Consider the following 14034-nt stretch of genomic DNA (forward strand, 5'->3'; position numbering starts at 1 on the left):
GTAGTCTGTTGCCCACAAAGGGCTACAGGAGATTGGGGTGTCAACCGTTATTGCTCAGTTAGTAGTAGTCTCGCTCGGACGCGGGGTTAGGGTTTTCAAAATTCGACGGATCGTAGATATAACGCGTCACCTCATCTTCCAGACGATGGATCAGATAGGGTTCCAGTACGTTAGTGTGCCGAAGGGCGGCTAGATAGCCATCAACGTACATCCGTAAATCATCATAGCGATAACCCCGATTCCATAGTTCGACCAGGGAGTCGGTTAACTGCTGGTAATGGCGAATGGTCAGTGTGTCCTGCAACATGGTTTGCGATTGGGAGACAGTAAGGGCAGAAGTTGGATAGCAGAATTTAACTAAGGAATCAATTGGCAGCTTCTGCGCTATTCCAGATGGGAATTGAGTTTCCCGTTTGGAGAATGGCTTCTCAAACCAGGAGCGCTTGTTTTCATTTTAACGTTAATCCGTCGAGTTCTTGTTCCTCCATACGGGTGGTCATCCCTACCCTGGGGGTAGCAGCGATTACAAATACAAATGAAAGCCTCTGTTATGGTTAACTCACACATCGGAAGGACGTGTGCCTCTGTGGGAGTTCTTTGTATTCAAATTGCTGAGGGAAACCCCCATCTCCGATCGTTGTTGGGATGGCATTTGCAACAAGCTGGCTATACAGTCTATCAATCGGCTGACCTCCGCCAAGCGGTTGAAGTATTCCAACAACGTCAACCCACTCTGGTCATTCTTGATTCTGAGTTACCCGACGGTGATGGGATTGAATTTTGTCGATGGTTACAACAACAGCAACAGTGTCTGATCCTGATGCTGTCTGTACGAAACACGGAAGCGGAAATCGTTGCTGGACTGAAAGCTGGCGCCGATGACTATCTGACCAAGCCCTTTGGGATGCGAGAGTTTCTAGCGCGGGTAGAAGCCCTGACGCGACGACGGAAGCCCATGCTGCCCCCTGCATCCCTGGAATATGGAGATCTGAGGATTGACTTAGTGCATCGGCGCGTCCGGTATCGGGGAGAACTCGTAGAATTAACGCCCCAAGAGTTTAGTTTATTGTATGTTTTGGCACAGGCGAGTGGCTCACCGCTTAGTCGATCGGAGTTACTGCGTCGAGCCTGGCCGGATGAGATTGATAATCCCCGAACCGTGGATACCCATGTCCTATCGCTGCGCAAGAAGATTGAAACCGATCCCCGGCAGCCCAGCCTGATTCAAACGGTGCGGAATGTGGGCTATCGCCTGAATCTGGAGGCATTAGTCCAGCCCCATGAGCCAGCGAATGATTATCCATCTCACCAAAAAACCTTAGCTCGACCCTTGGCTCGGTTAGCGGTGGGAGAACGAGCCAATCACTCCTGACTGAGTGCCAAGTTATCCCGGTGAATCACGGTTTCTGCCCCGGGGTAGCCCAGCACCGTTGCGATCGCGTCACTCTGGCATCCCTGGATTTTCTGTAATTCGCTGCTGTTGTAGTTGACAATGCCTCGCGCAATCTCTTGCCCTGTACGATCGCAAAGAATAACGGCATCCTGGCTATCAAACTCACCTTCCACCTGAATAATGCCCGCCGGGAGCAATGACCTTCCAGCATTTCGTACTGCCTTGACGGCACCATCATCCAGATACAGCTTGCCAACTGGAACTAACCCGTGAGCGATCCAGCGTTTACGGGCACTAATCGGGCGGGGTTGGGGTTCAAACTGAGTCCCAAGATCGGCTCCTTGCAAAATCTTTGGAATGTTATGGGGAGAACGTCCTTCCGTAATCACTGTTCGGACTCCCGCCCCCGTGGCAATTTGGGCAGCGGAGATTTTGGTCATCATGCCACCTGTGCCCCACTGGGAACCCTGTCCACCAATTTGTACCTGGGCTTTTAGTTGGCTAATCTGGCTGACTAACGTAATCGGTTCAGCCGTGGGATCTCGGCGGGGATCGGCGGAATAGAGCCGATCGACATCCGTCAGCAAAAACAGCCAATCTGCCCGTACCAGGCTGGCGACTAAGGCAGACAGGGTATCATTGTCGCCAAACTTCAACTCATCCACGGCGACCGTATCGTTTTCGTTGACGATCGGCACAACCCCTAAATTTAACAATTCCTGAAAGGTGCGTTCAACATTGAGATAGCTACTGCGTTGGACTAAATCGCTGCGAGTTAATAGCACCTGGGCGATCGGCTGACGCAATACAGTAAATAAATCATCATAGACGCGGATTAAGCGGCCCTGGCCGACAGCGGCAACGGCTTGTTTCAGGGCGATCGTGCGGGGGCGTTCGGTTAAACCCAAGCGGGCACAGCCAACCCCCACCGCACCGGAGGAGACTAACACAATGCGGTTGCCCTGCTCCCGAAGCTGACTAATCACTTCCACGAGTGCCGCGATCGTGGAGAGGGCTAAATGTCCTGTGTCCGGTTGGGTCAGGCTAGAGGTACCAATTTTAATCACCAGAGTTTGGGACATACGAGGATGCAGGGAGCCAGGGCGATACGTCGGGCAATCCAAGTTGCCATAGACACAGCGAAGCGCCGATACCTTTATCAATTAAGGTTCAGCGCTTCGCTTTAGTATTTATAGCGATTTATGGTTAGGGTCTTTATGGGCTGACCCCATTTGAACTTCATACAGCATGACAGGAATATTCCGGATGTCCGGTATTCGTAATCTTTTCTTTATGTTTTGTTCTGTCGTCATTTGTCAGGTTTTGTATGCATTGCTTTACATCATCCACCTGAATTATTCATAAAGATTTCTTCATATTTTATTTTATAAAAAATCATCATGTTTTGTGTCAACCTGTTTCATAATTTTTACGTTTATTTGTGGGGTACAAAGGATGCTCCCAGGGCTTGGGATATCCAGACTTCCAAAGAGTGTAAGGAGGAACGGCGCATGGTGGCATTTGGATCCACCATAGGTTCCACTAAGATGGTGAACATGCCTAAGCGGTTGCCTGCCAGGACATCTGTAAACAAGCGATCGCCTACCATGCCAACCTGCTCTACAGGGAGATCCATCGCCTCTACGGCTCGTCGGAGTTTACGCCGCGAGGGTTTTCCGGCTCCCGCAATGTAAGGTAGACTGAGCGTTTTGGCAATCCGGCGAATTCGCGCTTCGCTGATGTTATTGCTTACTAGCCATAGTGGGGCAATTTGGCGAATTGACTCGACCCAGGGTAGGAGCTCCTCAGAGACATCTGCCATCCGAAACGGGACTAATGTTTCATCGACATCCAGGACTAAACCCTGCAAATGATGCTGATGGAGGAGTTCGGGGGTGAGTTTCAGAATACTGCCCGATAGAATCAGATTTGGTTGTAAAAGTTTGCCCCAGGACATAGCCAATATGGTGTCAGATGATAGTGAGGATAAACTGCCGCTACAGGCAAGATTAGTGAGTACAAATACTGATCTTAGTTCACTCTACAGGAGGAATTCGCTTCAAGCATAGGGAATTTTGCCATTCATGGGCAGATTGCCATCAGGCGGAGGTTACACAAACCCAAGATAGGATTGTGGTTGCATGTCAAACCGTCGGGCGATATCTAATCCTAGAAGGACGACTCCAAAATTATCCGTAGACCACAGGGTAAATATGCGGTCTAACTTTGCCAATTCATAGAATCTAGCGATTGCCAATTGATCGTAGTTAATTAAGTCTTACCCAAACTTGGCGATCGACTAACAGAGTACAGGCTAATTCGGCTGCTGGCGTTCTCGCTGGTCATGGATGGTATCTTGAGCGGCTAGATGTTCTGCCATTGTGCGGCTAAACACATGCGTCCCGTCATAACGTGCGACAAAGTAGAGATAATCGGTGCTGGCGGGCTGTAGGGTGGCTTTGAGGCTAGGCAGTCCAGGGCTGGCGATCGCGGTGGGCGGCAGCCCAGCATTGACATAGGTATTGTAGGGAGACGGGGTTTTGACTTCTGTCCAGGTGAGGGTGCGATCGGGAGTTTGCCGAATGCCCAAGGCGTACTCAACGGTGGGATCCGATCCGAGCGTCATGCCTTTTTGTAGCCGATTCCAAAACACGCCAGCAATTAATTCCCGCTCGGTGGGGACAACTGCTTCCTTCTCGACGATGCTAGACAACGTCACCCATTGCTGGAAATTTAATGAGGTTTGCTTCCGGGATTGTTGATAGAGCGGAATAGCAACCTGTTGGAAGCGATCGAGCATTTGCCGAATAATGGCATCCGGCGTGACTGCACCACCGGCGGCAATTTGATAGGTATCTGGATACAGATAGCCCTCTAGGGCATACATAGCCTCAGCCGGAGGGGTTGGTATCCAGGAATATTCACGGATGGGGAATCGATTTACCGCCGCCAGAAAATCGTTGGCAGAAAAGAACTGCTGTTGCTCAAAGTAGGCGGCCATTTGCTTAATCGACCACCCTTCGGGAATGGTGAAGCTGCGTTGCATCACATCTCCGTCCCAGATTTTAGCCGCAATCTCGGGGAGTGATTGAGTTGGAGATACCTGATAGGTACCTGCCTGAAATCCACCTGCTTCGTTGTTCCTACTGAGCCAACGGGTCCATAGATTCCAGGCAGTGACTGAACGAATGGCTCCTTGAGCAACCAGGGTTTGCCCTATTTCTTGAGCGGAGGTTCCAGATGGAATGGTGACAATCAATGGTTGAGTATTGGGATTAGCAGACATCGGCGCGATCGCAGTTGTCCACCAAGCCCAACTTTGCCATGCAGCAACCCCCAGACCGGCGAAGACCACTGTCAGGAAAATCAACCATTTGGAAGGGCGCTGCGCCATATCAGGGGAGGTCTGGAGGTTACGCGGACTCAAACTCGTCGAATAATTGATCTTCAATCATTTCTAACATAGGTTGCAGGGTTTCCAGTTCTGCATCCGAGAGGAGATGTGGTTGGTGCTGATCATCCATCCGAGCCAGAATAAAGCAGGGATCAAGGGGCGCATAAATTGCATACTCCTGCTCTTCATGATAGAAGCTGGCTAAAAATTGCAATTCTTCGATCGCCTCGCCCTCTTCAGACAGCACTTCTGTCAATTCCTCGTCCTCCTGGTCAAACTCTGGCAATTCCCCTTCCACCGTGAGCACGACCGCCGTCCGCTTCAGGGTGAGATTCTGTTCTTCAAGTACCGCTTTGGCAATGGGAAAGAGGGTATCAATCAAATCTTCATCTTCAACGGGAATGGCATCCTCATCATCGGCATCTTCCTCCCAGGTGAAGATTTCGATCGGCGCATCCAGGGGTAGCAACAGGGCATATTGTTGTTCTTCAATCTCCAGGTAGCGCTCAACCGTACAGGCGATCGTGCGTCCTGCTTCATCGGTTAATACCATTGATTCTTCAGCCATACCAAACGTGTCTTCAGCCATTCCCACGCTCTCCTAACGTCGCATTCATGATCCTAATACTGAAAAATTTTACGGATACGCTAAACCTCCCAAATCATCGCACGTCATTGGTTGCCTATCTAGTCTTCTGCCAAGACTGAGTTAGATCGAGTCTGATGCTGGGGGGTGAAAACTGGATGATTTTGCCTGCTGGCGGCGTTCATCCAGCCATTGTTGCAGAATAATCGCCGCTGCTTTGCGATCGATTAAGCCTTTATGCTCCCGAGGCGAAAGGCGTTGCGCCTGAAGCAATTGTTCGGCTTGAAATGAGGTCAACCGCTCATCAATATACTCCAGGGGGAGATCGAGGGCTTTAGCCATGCCAGTGGCAAACTTTTGCACCTGGCGTGCCTGGTATCCCAGGGAACCGTCCATCGAGTAAGGCAGCCCAACCACTAAGGTTTGCACCTGTCGTTCCCGTACAATCTCCTGTAACTGACTCAGAACTTGCTGGAAAGAGCGGTACTCGATCGTGGTAAGCCCGGTGGCAATTAATCCAGTCCCGTCACAGCCTGCCACGCCAATCCGCTTCTTGCCGACATCTAGCCCTAAGGCTGAAATGAATGGTGATGCCATTTGAGTTAGCAACAAGGTCCTTCTTGGGGCGGTTCCGAGAAGTCCGTATTGGAGGAGAGATCCGGCAGCAACTTGTGCGATCGCGGCGCGGGTTTTCCGGTTCCCGGTACTTGCCGATTGCCCGAGTTGATGTCTCCAGCATTCGCAATTTCGGGAGGTAGGTTTACCGATCGCAGTAAGGTGATCCGTCCGGGAACAGGCTTGCGGGCTGGCTGAAAGCCTTGCAATACCTCGGACAGTTGCAACGCTTCCATGGCGGATTTGGATTCTTTGACCTTATGCCACACCGATCGCGACATCATCAGGGTATGGGCAATCCGGTTAGCTCCTAGCCGTTCTAAATACTCTTCCCGCTCGGGCTGATAATCGGAGGAGGCGAGTTGTAGGGATTGCTGGGGAAATTCCTGGGCAATCTGTGCCATTTCTGCCATCAGTTCGGGATAGAGCCAGGTATAGGCAGGATGCACCGTCAATTGTGCCTGGTGAGGTTGGTCGCCGTCCCGACATAACCGCAGTTGAAAATACCCGATCGCGGCCTTCCGTTGGGGTTCAAACACATAGCCACTCACCACTTCTAAATGGCTCAACCAATGCTTGATCCCCTGCATTAAGGAGCCAAACACACTGGTTTTAAAATCCGCAATATGGCGATCGAACACCTGCCGCACTAGCGGAGGCATGGCGGCTGTATCGAGTTGATAGAGCAATTGGGCATCGGCATTACTCACAGGCAGAAGGCGGTTCGGGAGATCCGGCTCCCGGTCTGCCAATTCTCGCAAGGTATCGGCAGCAATCTCCCAATAGGTCATGTGTGCCAGGGGTTGAAACCCATTTTGCCGATAGAGTGCCAGCAACTCCTTATCGTTGACATTAACCTCTAGTAGCCAGGTTCGGGATTCGCGCACATGCTCGAAACAGTACCGCAACAATTGGGAGCCAATATAGGAACGGCTGAGTTTAGGGGCTGTTTCTTCTGACCGATGGGAGGTGTCAGAGGCGATGACGGTGGCTTCCGATCGGGTTGGAGTTGGCTGGGGGGTTTGTTCACTGACCACGACCCGATCTACCCGCCAGGTACTCCGGGTGCGGTTAAACGGTGAAACCCGGATCATGCCTTGGAGGGTGTCATCCTGACCTGGCACATAGGCGCAGTAAAGATTTTGGATGGGATAGAACAGGAAGCCGAGAATTTTTAGCAGTCCCGATCGCCGCTGTGTGGGTTTGAGGGGGTGGTCAGGGGCGATGGAGTAAGTCAGACAATCGACCTCAGGTGCTTCTCCAGACAAGCGATCGAGCGCGTCCAAGTCGCGATAGTGTGCCGGACGGATTAGAACGGTCTGTTTAGGGAGGGCTTGAGTCATTGTCAGCAATGGCTGCAACCAGCCGGGTAAATTGTTAAATTGCAATCTTTTATCCCTACATTCTAAACGCTTTATTCGCTGAACCCGTCCGGACAGTTCGTGATTTCACCAAACCTCACGCCGACATTGAGCCAACCGGAACATTATAGTGAGTGCTACGTGGGTCGGATGAGGACAACCGGAGTTTGCTCATCGGCATTCCCGGCTGGGTTCTTCAGCAATGCTTGTTGCAAGAGTGGTAAGGCAACATCGGCTGTAGCGGCTAGCACCTTGACGGCTCTGAGGTCATTTACATCCACGATCGCCGCCGATAATCCAGTTTCTCGTTTGATCTCGTCTACAACCTGCTGCGGATCGGCAGGTCCCAGGACAATAAATTGATCATAGGGAGGTAACGTGCCGGTAACATCATCAATTAGACGGGCTTGCTCCCCTGCCAATTGATAGAAAACGCCACGTTTGCCAATCAATCGGGCGAGTGCCCCCACCAAAAAGGCAAATAGCACTCGCACCGGCCCGACGATATCAATCAGGGATTGCATGCCACAGGCGGTTGCCAAGCTGGAGGTAGGCAGAAACAGGTAACACAGACGCGTTGCCACCCAACCTGGCTTAACGGTACTGGCATGGTGGAAGCGGTCTTGCATGATGGCGATCGGCGTTTCCCCGATCGTCACGATATCCCCCGGTTTGGCATGGGGTAACACATAGCGCTTAACAATCTCGACGGGGGTATCGAGTGGGGTGAGCAGATGGGTTTTGATCGGGAGAACATCGGCTCCCTCTGCCGATCGCCAGTTCATTGATTCGGTGGGACGGGGGTAGTGGAACGGCACAATCACATGCCGCACTTTGGGAATCCGTCCCTGGGGCCCATAGGTGAGGTAGTGGACGCGGATCCAAGCCGTTTTTAATTTGCTCAGGTCATAGCCCTCAATATCGATCATTACTTTCACCCGTGTCCGCTTACCAATTTTGACAATGTAAGCAAACCAGTAGCCATCGGCTCTGGCTGATTCATCGGGATGGCAAGGGATAATGCGAGCGCTACAGGTCACCTGCTCCAAGCTACCGCCCGATAGGAGCGTCACCTCGGCTTTGACCTCCGGCACCATGATTTCCAGGTGCTTGGTGCGGTTAATCAACTCCAGGTCGCCCACCAGTTGATAGTGCTGGGGACGTTTGACTGCCATCCGCCAGTCTCCAACGGTCATGATTAATTTATTGCCGGGGCGACGACGATATTGGATCTCCAAGCCCAGCAGGTACAGAAGCACCAGGAGAATCAGGACTCCTAAAATAATGCCGATCGTTTCCACTGCTAACCTCTATGCCCCTTGCAAAATAGTGTCGTCTGTCGAAAAGTCAATCTCTGCCTTGTTCCGTCCTGATGCCAAATAATCGTTCTGGAAAGAGTCTTGCAGACCGGAAACCAAATCATATTCTGGCTGCCAATGCAGATCGCGCATGGCTTTTTGGATTGAGGCAAAGAAATGTTGGGGACGCAGCGGGAAGGCTTTGCGTTTGCCGAAGTCAAATTGCTTGGGATCATAATGGACAATTTGCAGACTTGCCGGATCTTTGCCAGCCGCCTGGGCACAGGCTCGGGCTAACCCATCAAAGGTGACATAGCGATCGCCGGACACATTATAAATTTGCCCCTGGGCTTTGGCATTGCCTAAAACGTTGGTCATAGCTTGGGCTAAGTCCTGTACATGCCCGAACTGGGTGAAGTGTAAGCCATTGCCGGGAATGGGAATCGGACGATCGCGGACAATCCGATCGAAAAACCAGGCTTCTAAATCGTTGTAGTTCTGCGGCCCATAGATGTAAGTGGGACGAATGGCGGTGAAGGGCAGATCATGTTCGGTCAGGTAGGCTTCGGTGTCATGTTTCCCTTTGTGCCGACTCTTGGGATCGATCGCATCCCCTTCCACATGGGGCATTTGATCCGATTTGAGATACACCCCAGCCGAACTCATATAGATAAAGTGTTCCAGTCGTCCCCAGAAGGCTTCGACTAAGGGACGGGTATCACTCAGTTCTCGCCCGTTGTTGTCAAAAATGGCATCAAAATACTGTCCACTCAGCTTGGCTTTTAACTCATCGGCATTGGTACGATCGCCATGAATTTGTTGAATGCCTGCGATCGGAGCCGGTTTGTTGCCCCGGTTAAATAGCACTACTTCGTGTCCCTGCTTGACCAGCAGTTTGGTCAGGTAAACCCCAATGAATCGGGTGCCTCCCATGATTAAAATCCGCATACCCAGCGTCCCCTCTGACAACAACCTTCTATCTTAGGATGAAGGTTGCCTTTGGACGCGATTCGGTACATCAGTTAGCAGTTTCTCGGCGTTTCAGCTTTTTATACTGAGAAGATATCAATTCACTCAATGAACGGTAGCCGTGGACGACTCATTGATTCACCTATTTGTCTATGGAACCTTGCAACCTGGAGAACGAAATTATCGGGTGTGCGAGGCGTATGTGGTTGCCAGCCAACCGGCGATCGTTCAGGGTTGCTTGTATCAGTTGCCCTTTGGGTATCCCGCTTTGACGCTAGAGGGCGATCGTTCCATTCACGGAATGCTATTTTCGTTTACCGATCCAACAGCATTAGTGATTCTGGATCAGTTTGAACAGCATGATCCGATCGCCTTGCAGCAGCTAGTTCCCAATTATCCAGCGGCAAAGTTGCAGTACCAGCGGCGATCGATCCCCATTATGAATTTAGAGCAGCAAGCGATCGGCACTGCCTGGGCATATCTGATGACGAACGATCAGGTCGATCGTTTAGGTGGAGTGCTGTATCGACGCGATCGCTGGCAAGAACAGGCTACTCCGCTTCAAGTGCAGTCTGGTTAATTTAGCGCCATAGCAACGGCTAAGATCACTGCCAGATTAAAATCAAAACTTGCTCGTATGGTGGCTCTACCGGCGTTACCTCCAGGTCAGAGGTAGAAGGATCGGAAACGTCAGCATCTTCTATGACGATCTTCTGAGAATCTTGTGAAGAGCTTTCTGGCTCTAGCGGAGTTGCTTCTGCCTCAAAATCGTCAAGGGCTGCTTTTAACTTGCTGTCAATTGCAGCCGCTCTTTTCTGAATTTCTTCAGTTTTAGCAATGTAAAGGGCAGCTTCTAACCAATTTTCCCTGTCAGGATCCATAACCAACTACCACTAGAATGTCTGGCCCTGCCCTCAGAATATTAGGGGAAAATCTAGATCAGCAGAGCGTCCTCACTAGGATGTAATTTCTGGTCAGTTCTTCCGTCTGTCTACCTGATGAAGCTCTTTTCTATTAAAAGGTAGACCTCAGCCATCTTCATCAAGTGTTCTTAATCACCTTTTCCAGACTGGATCCAATTAGTACGTTCTATCTCAGGGAGCGCGATCGCCCAAATTGAATGCAGCTAAGGCGATCAGGTTACGTTCTACTTGCCTATCCTGATCACCCTATTGCTACTCATCATCTGCCGTGAGAGGTAATTGTGAGGTTAACGCACATTATCGTTGGTATCTGGCGCTAACCGGGTAGTTGGCGCTGATTCCACTGGGGTAGATACGGGAGTCTTAGGAATTGCTACGAGGGGTTTATCCAGAGCAATCAATAAGGGTTCAGAATTGTCTGATGCCACTGGAGCCTCTTGCCGCGTGGACTGAGCCAGTTGGGGGAGAGGACCACGATCGCCCATAAACACCGTAGTAACAGCACCGACTAAAATCGCTGCGATCGCCGCGCCACCCCAAATCACCGACAACCGGGGGCGACGATCAACCTTGGCAAATACGGCATCCACTGTCTTTTGAACCGATTGTTCAGAGGAAGGCACAGGCATGGACTGGAAGGCACTACGCAAGTTGAGTAATCGGCTATGCAGTCGCTGCACTGTGGGATCGTTGGCAAGCCACTCCTCTACCTGCCTGCGCTCTTCGGCAGTGACTTCGCCATCCAGGTAAGCACTCAGCATCTCGAAGCGATCGCGCTGGACTACGTCGATCGACCGTTGAGGCTGATGAGCAGATTCAGCCGAGAAGGGCTGACGGTCAGAATTGTGTGAGTTAAAGTCAGACGTCATCGCAACATCACTTAACGTTTACGGAGTACACCCAGCGTTTGATGAGAAGAATAAACAATCTGTTATCTAAAAACAATCTTTCTTCAGATCAGATTGATCATGCGTCAAACTACAGAGTGAAATTGTAGCTAGCATTTCGATTTACCAAAGCACCCTCACAAACCACTGCTTGAGCATTATTGCCCATCTAGATAGTTTTGTAACTGAGACTGAAGTCGAAGACGGGCTCTCGCAATCCGGGATTTCACTGTTCCCAGCGATACCCCCGTAATTTCAGCAATTTCTTCATACGCCATGCCTTGAATCTCTCGCAAGACAATCGTCGTGCGAAATACTTCGGGCAGATCCGCGATCGCATCACGGAGTTGGTCGTAGAACTCGCGAGTGGTTAAATCTTCATCCGGACCAGGGGTATCGGAGGCGATCTCCCAATCCATTTCTCCATCGTCCACCGAGAGGGGCGCATCGAGAGACAAGGGATGAGCATTCCGTTTGCGCTTCCGCAGTTCGTCATAGAACAGGTTAGTCGCAATTCGGCTCAACCATCCCCGGAACTTCCCAGGCTCATTCAGGCGATGGATATTCCGGTAAACCCGAATCCATACTTCCTGTGTCAAGTCTGCTCGGTCTTGCCAATCCGGTGCGAGGTGGTACAGCACACGCTCAACATGGGACTGATATCGCCGCACGAGTTCCGCAAACGCGGCTCTATCCGGACGATGCCCAGTTTGGCATTGCAAAATCAGATCGTAGTTAGAGAGTTTTTCGGCTTGCACTGGCACTTGGGCGGCTGTCGCTTCAACCGTTGACCAGGATACAGGAAGAGAGTAGCTCATGGGCGGAATTTGCTCTAAACATTCCTGGTTTAGTGACTCCGCTCAATCCGTAAATGTTCCCGTGACTATGGTAGACCTTTCTGCGAATGAATGACCTATGTCAGTAGGTAGTTGCAATAGTTTGTAGTCATTGCTGATGACGCACTACCTATGGCATGACGTGGGGAAACCTGGGTTGACTTTAGCGATCGGCTAAGTGTTTTGCCAGCCTTACGCTTGGTTGAACTGACTGAGCCGATCGCATGGTTGACTCTGGTTGATGAGCCGTGGACTGAACGCTGATCCCAGCAAACAGGTTTATTGCAAAGGTTACGGCGGCTGCCAAAATTAGTTTGTCAAACATTACAACCTCTCCTACACTTGCATCGCGACGCTGGATCGGCGACGAATTCTACTTCAACTACAAGACCCGAGTGAATATTCCAGGTCTGCCATCTACTGAATCTATACGCACGTTGGACGCATTTTATGCGCTTTAGGTGCCCATAGTGCCCTGGGAACTCTAAGAATAAATTCAGAAACTGTTAAATCCTGATTGAAAAATTAATGACTACGGACGTAACGAATAATAGTAGTTCAGCTTTGTTTCAGGCTAACGGTTGCTGGGGAACTTACCTATTTACTTTTCCTTAATTACATTGATCGATCTACAGTAAAAATCCCAAGATTTTAGGTTGATAAACTCCAGTTCTGCGAGAGATCACCAGGATCGAAGGGCTGGGATGCAGAGGACGGCGATCGTCCGCATAACGACAGAGAAATCGAACCAATTACCCCGATGAAGGAAATTCTATTGTTAGCCTTTATTTTCGTTGCTTGCAGGGTAGACTAAGGACAGCAAGGTGCGATCGCGGGAAAATTCTTTCTCAGGTAGGGTGTGGCTGCCCGATCAAAGATGCTTAACTGACTAGTGTTCCGTCAGGAAAATTTTGACGGGTCGAAGACCTGCAAAATTCAACCTCAATCAACAACCTGGGTTTTAGCGACCCGTCAATGATTAATTGACTGACCACTAGGCGGCGATCGAGAAAAGGCTCAATTGCGTTTACAGAATTAGCGGTACATGTCTGTAAAGACAAAAGATGAATTTTTGCCTCGCAGCATGATGTGGCTATGTATGGGCACTGCCGTTGTTTTGCTGTTAGCCCAATGGCAGGTGAGTGGAGTAAGGTCTCGGACAGGAATTGCGTTGTTGCCTGGGCAATCTTTACGAACCGCCCATCGCACCTCTCCTCCAGGATTGCCGACTCTCACCTCTCAACGGCAAGCGGCTAACGGTAGTCGTCGCCTAATGCCGCCCACCACCTCTGCTAAGGGGACAACATCGGCAACGGCATCTCGCTCACCCCTCTCGATCGCCGCGAATTCCCCGACGCTACTGGTGGATTTAAGCGATCGTCAGGTCTATGTCTATCGTCAGTCGCGATTACAAGCCAGTTATCCGTTAGCGATCGGGCAAGCGGGATGGGAAACGCCAACCGGATCGTTTCAGATTCACATGATGGAACGGGAGCCCGACTGGGTGCATCCGATTACGGGGGAAGTTATTCCCGCCGGAGATGGCAATCCCTTAGGAAAACGCTGGCTGGGGTTTTGGTCGGATGGTCAACTGGAGATTGGCTTTCATGGCACCGACCAGGAGGAACTAATTGGATCTGCCGTGTCGCATGGCTGCTTGCGGATGCGGAATGCCGATGTAATTGCCCTATATGAACAGGTGTCGATTGGAACTCCTGTAGTGGTGCAGCCTTAGGTAGAACTGGTATAGATAACGGCACAAAAACTTGCGG

The 14034-nt window shown here is 50.8% G+C and carries 16 protein-coding genes; 3 read left to right on the plus strand and 13 right to left on the minus strand.

What is annotated here, in order from left to right; genetic code table 11:
• Positions 1-58: 58 nt before the first annotated feature.
• Positions 59-307, minus strand: coding sequence for a DUF6761 family protein (locus ACN4EK_RS11600; protein WP_431658034.1), 249 nt, complete (start codon positions 305-307; stop codon positions 59-61).
• A gap of 279 nt (positions 308-586) precedes the next feature.
• Here ACN4EK_RS11600 and ACN4EK_RS11605 point away from each other — a divergent pair, with 279 nt between their 5' ends.
• Positions 587-1372 carry a response regulator transcription factor gene (locus ACN4EK_RS11605; RefSeq protein ID WP_431658035.1) on the plus strand — a complete coding sequence of 262 codons (786 nt, stop codon included), beginning with the start codon at positions 587-589 and terminating at the stop codon, positions 1370-1372.
• On the opposite strand, the gene proB is transcribed toward ACN4EK_RS11605, so the two are convergent.
• The 8 genes from proB to ACN4EK_RS11645 form a co-directional block, all read right to left on the minus strand.
• Positions 1363-2475, minus strand: a complete 1113-nt coding sequence (gene proB / locus ACN4EK_RS11610) for a glutamate 5-kinase (RefSeq protein WP_431658036.1) — start codon at positions 2473-2475, stop codon at positions 1363-1365. The genes ACN4EK_RS11605 and proB overlap by 10 nt on opposite strands.
• 353 nt (positions 2476-2828) lie before the next feature.
• Positions 2829-3350 carry a YqeG family HAD IIIA-type phosphatase gene (locus tag ACN4EK_RS11615; RefSeq protein WP_431658037.1) on the minus strand — a complete coding sequence of 174 codons (522 nt, stop codon included), beginning with the start codon at positions 3348-3350 and terminating at the stop codon, positions 2829-2831.
• Between the two features lie 357 nt (positions 3351-3707).
• On the minus strand, positions 3708-4787 hold the full coding sequence (gene mltG, locus ACN4EK_RS11620; RefSeq protein WP_431658038.1) for an endolytic transglycosylase MltG: 1080 nt from the start codon (positions 4785-4787) through the stop codon (positions 3708-3710).
• Between the two features lie 19 nt (positions 4788-4806).
• Positions 4807-5376: a DUF3727 domain-containing protein gene (locus ACN4EK_RS11625; RefSeq protein WP_431658039.1), complete on the minus strand. Its 570-nt coding sequence runs from the start codon at positions 5374-5376 to the stop codon at positions 4807-4809.
• 120 nt (positions 5377-5496) lie between these two features.
• Positions 5497-5970: a Holliday junction resolvase RuvX gene (gene ruvX / locus ACN4EK_RS11630; protein WP_431658041.1), complete on the minus strand. Its 474-nt coding sequence runs from the start codon at positions 5968-5970 to the stop codon at positions 5497-5499.
• Positions 5971-5975: 5 nt separating this feature from the next.
• Positions 5976-7331 carry an N-acetyltransferase gene (locus ACN4EK_RS11635; RefSeq protein WP_431658042.1) on the minus strand — a complete coding sequence of 452 codons (1356 nt, stop codon included), beginning with the start codon at positions 7329-7331 and terminating at the stop codon, positions 5976-5978.
• Between the two features lie 155 nt (positions 7332-7486).
• Positions 7487-8650 carry a F420-0:Gamma-glutamyl ligase gene (locus ACN4EK_RS11640; protein WP_431658044.1) on the minus strand — a complete coding sequence of 388 codons (1164 nt, stop codon included), beginning with the start codon at positions 8648-8650 and terminating at the stop codon, positions 7487-7489.
• A gap of 9 nt (positions 8651-8659) precedes the next feature.
• Complete coding sequence (locus ACN4EK_RS11645) at positions 8660-9595, minus strand: NAD-dependent epimerase/dehydratase family protein (RefSeq protein ID WP_431658045.1); 936 nt, start codon at positions 9593-9595, stop codon at positions 8660-8662.
• A 142-nt stretch (positions 9596-9737) separates the two neighbouring features.
• Between ACN4EK_RS11645 and ACN4EK_RS11650 the strand changes: the two genes are divergently transcribed.
• Entirely contained in the window at positions 9738-10196 is a 459-nt protein-coding gene (locus ACN4EK_RS11650; protein ID WP_431658046.1) for a gamma-glutamylcyclotransferase family protein, read from the plus strand.
• A gap of 25 nt (positions 10197-10221) precedes the next feature.
• Here ACN4EK_RS11650 and ACN4EK_RS11655 read toward each other — a convergent pair whose 3' ends face one another.
• The 4 genes from ACN4EK_RS11655 to ACN4EK_RS11670 all read right to left on the minus strand — a co-directional run bounded on the left by ACN4EK_RS11655 (position 10222) and on the right by ACN4EK_RS11670 (position 12587).
• On the minus strand, positions 10222-10497 hold the full coding sequence (locus ACN4EK_RS11655; RefSeq protein WP_431658047.1) for a hypothetical protein: 276 nt from the start codon (positions 10495-10497) through the stop codon (positions 10222-10224).
• 329 nt (positions 10498-10826) lie between these two features.
• On the minus strand, positions 10827-11408 hold the full coding sequence (locus ACN4EK_RS11660) for an anti-sigma factor family protein (protein WP_431658048.1): 582 nt from the start codon (positions 11406-11408) through the stop codon (positions 10827-10829).
• 176 nt (positions 11409-11584) lie between these two features.
• The gene (locus tag ACN4EK_RS11665) at positions 11585-12244 is read right to left on the minus strand and encodes a sigma-70 family RNA polymerase sigma factor (protein WP_431658049.1); all 660 of its coding nucleotides are present in this window, start codon (positions 12242-12244) and stop codon (positions 11585-11587) included.
• Positions 12245-12425: 181 nt separating this feature from the next.
• A complete protein-coding gene (locus tag ACN4EK_RS11670) occupies positions 12426-12587 on the minus strand; it encodes a hypothetical protein (RefSeq protein ID WP_431658050.1) in 162 nt (53 codons plus the stop codon).
• Between the two features lie 720 nt (positions 12588-13307).
• On the opposite strand from ACN4EK_RS11670, the gene ACN4EK_RS11675 reads away from it, so the two are divergent.
• Positions 13308-13997: a L,D-transpeptidase gene (locus tag ACN4EK_RS11675; RefSeq protein ID WP_431658051.1), complete on the plus strand. Its 690-nt coding sequence runs from the start codon at positions 13308-13310 to the stop codon at positions 13995-13997.
• The last annotated feature ends 37 nt before the right edge of the window (positions 13998-14034 follow it).

This window comes from Pantanalinema rosaneae CENA516 (assembly GCF_050753385.1).
Classification (GTDB): Bacteria; Cyanobacteriota; Cyanobacteriia; order Leptolyngbyales; family Leptolyngbyaceae; genus Pantanalinema; species Pantanalinema rosaneae.

Excerpts from the sequence above, each read along its gene's own strand:
- mltG (WP_431658038.1), bottom strand. The coding sequence starts at position 4,787 with ATGGCGCAGCGCCCTTCCAAATGGTTGATTTTCCTGACAGTGGTCTTC.
- ACN4EK_RS11675 (WP_431658051.1), top strand. The coding sequence starts at position 13,308 with ATGTCTGTAAAGACAAAAGATGAATTTTTGCCTCGCAGCATGATGTGG.
- ACN4EK_RS11625 (WP_431658039.1), bottom strand. The coding sequence starts at position 5,376 with ATGGCTGAAGACACGTTTGGTATGGCTGAAGAATCAATGGTATTAACC.
- ACN4EK_RS11600 (WP_431658034.1), bottom strand. The coding sequence starts at position 307 with ATGTTGCAGGACACACTGACCATTCGCCATTACCAGCAGTTAACCGAC.
- ACN4EK_RS11665 (WP_431658049.1), bottom strand. The coding sequence starts at position 12,244 with ATGAGCTACTCTCTTCCTGTATCCTGGTCAACGGTTGAAGCGACAGCC.
- ACN4EK_RS11645 (WP_431658045.1), bottom strand. The coding sequence starts at position 9,595 with ATGCGGATTTTAATCATGGGAGGCACCCGATTCATTGGGGTTTACCTG.
- ACN4EK_RS11660 (WP_431658048.1), bottom strand. The coding sequence starts at position 11,408 with ATGACGTCTGACTTTAACTCACACAATTCTGACCGTCAGCCCTTCTCG.
- proB (WP_431658036.1), bottom strand. The coding sequence starts at position 2,475 with ATGTCCCAAACTCTGGTGATTAAAATTGGTACCTCTAGCCTGACCCAA.
- ACN4EK_RS11655 (WP_431658047.1), bottom strand. The coding sequence starts at position 10,497 with ATGGATCCTGACAGGGAAAATTGGTTAGAAGCTGCCCTTTACATTGCT.
- ACN4EK_RS11670 (WP_431658050.1), bottom strand. The coding sequence starts at position 12,587 with ATGTTTGACAAACTAATTTTGGCAGCCGCCGTAACCTTTGCAATAAAC.
- ACN4EK_RS11615 (WP_431658037.1), bottom strand. The coding sequence starts at position 3,350 with ATGTCCTGGGGCAAACTTTTACAACCAAATCTGATTCTATCGGGCAGT.
- ACN4EK_RS11635 (WP_431658042.1), bottom strand. The coding sequence starts at position 7,331 with ATGACTCAAGCCCTCCCTAAACAGACCGTTCTAATCCGTCCGGCACAC.
- ruvX (WP_431658041.1), bottom strand. The coding sequence starts at position 5,970 with ATGGCATCACCATTCATTTCAGCCTTAGGGCTAGATGTCGGCAAGAAG.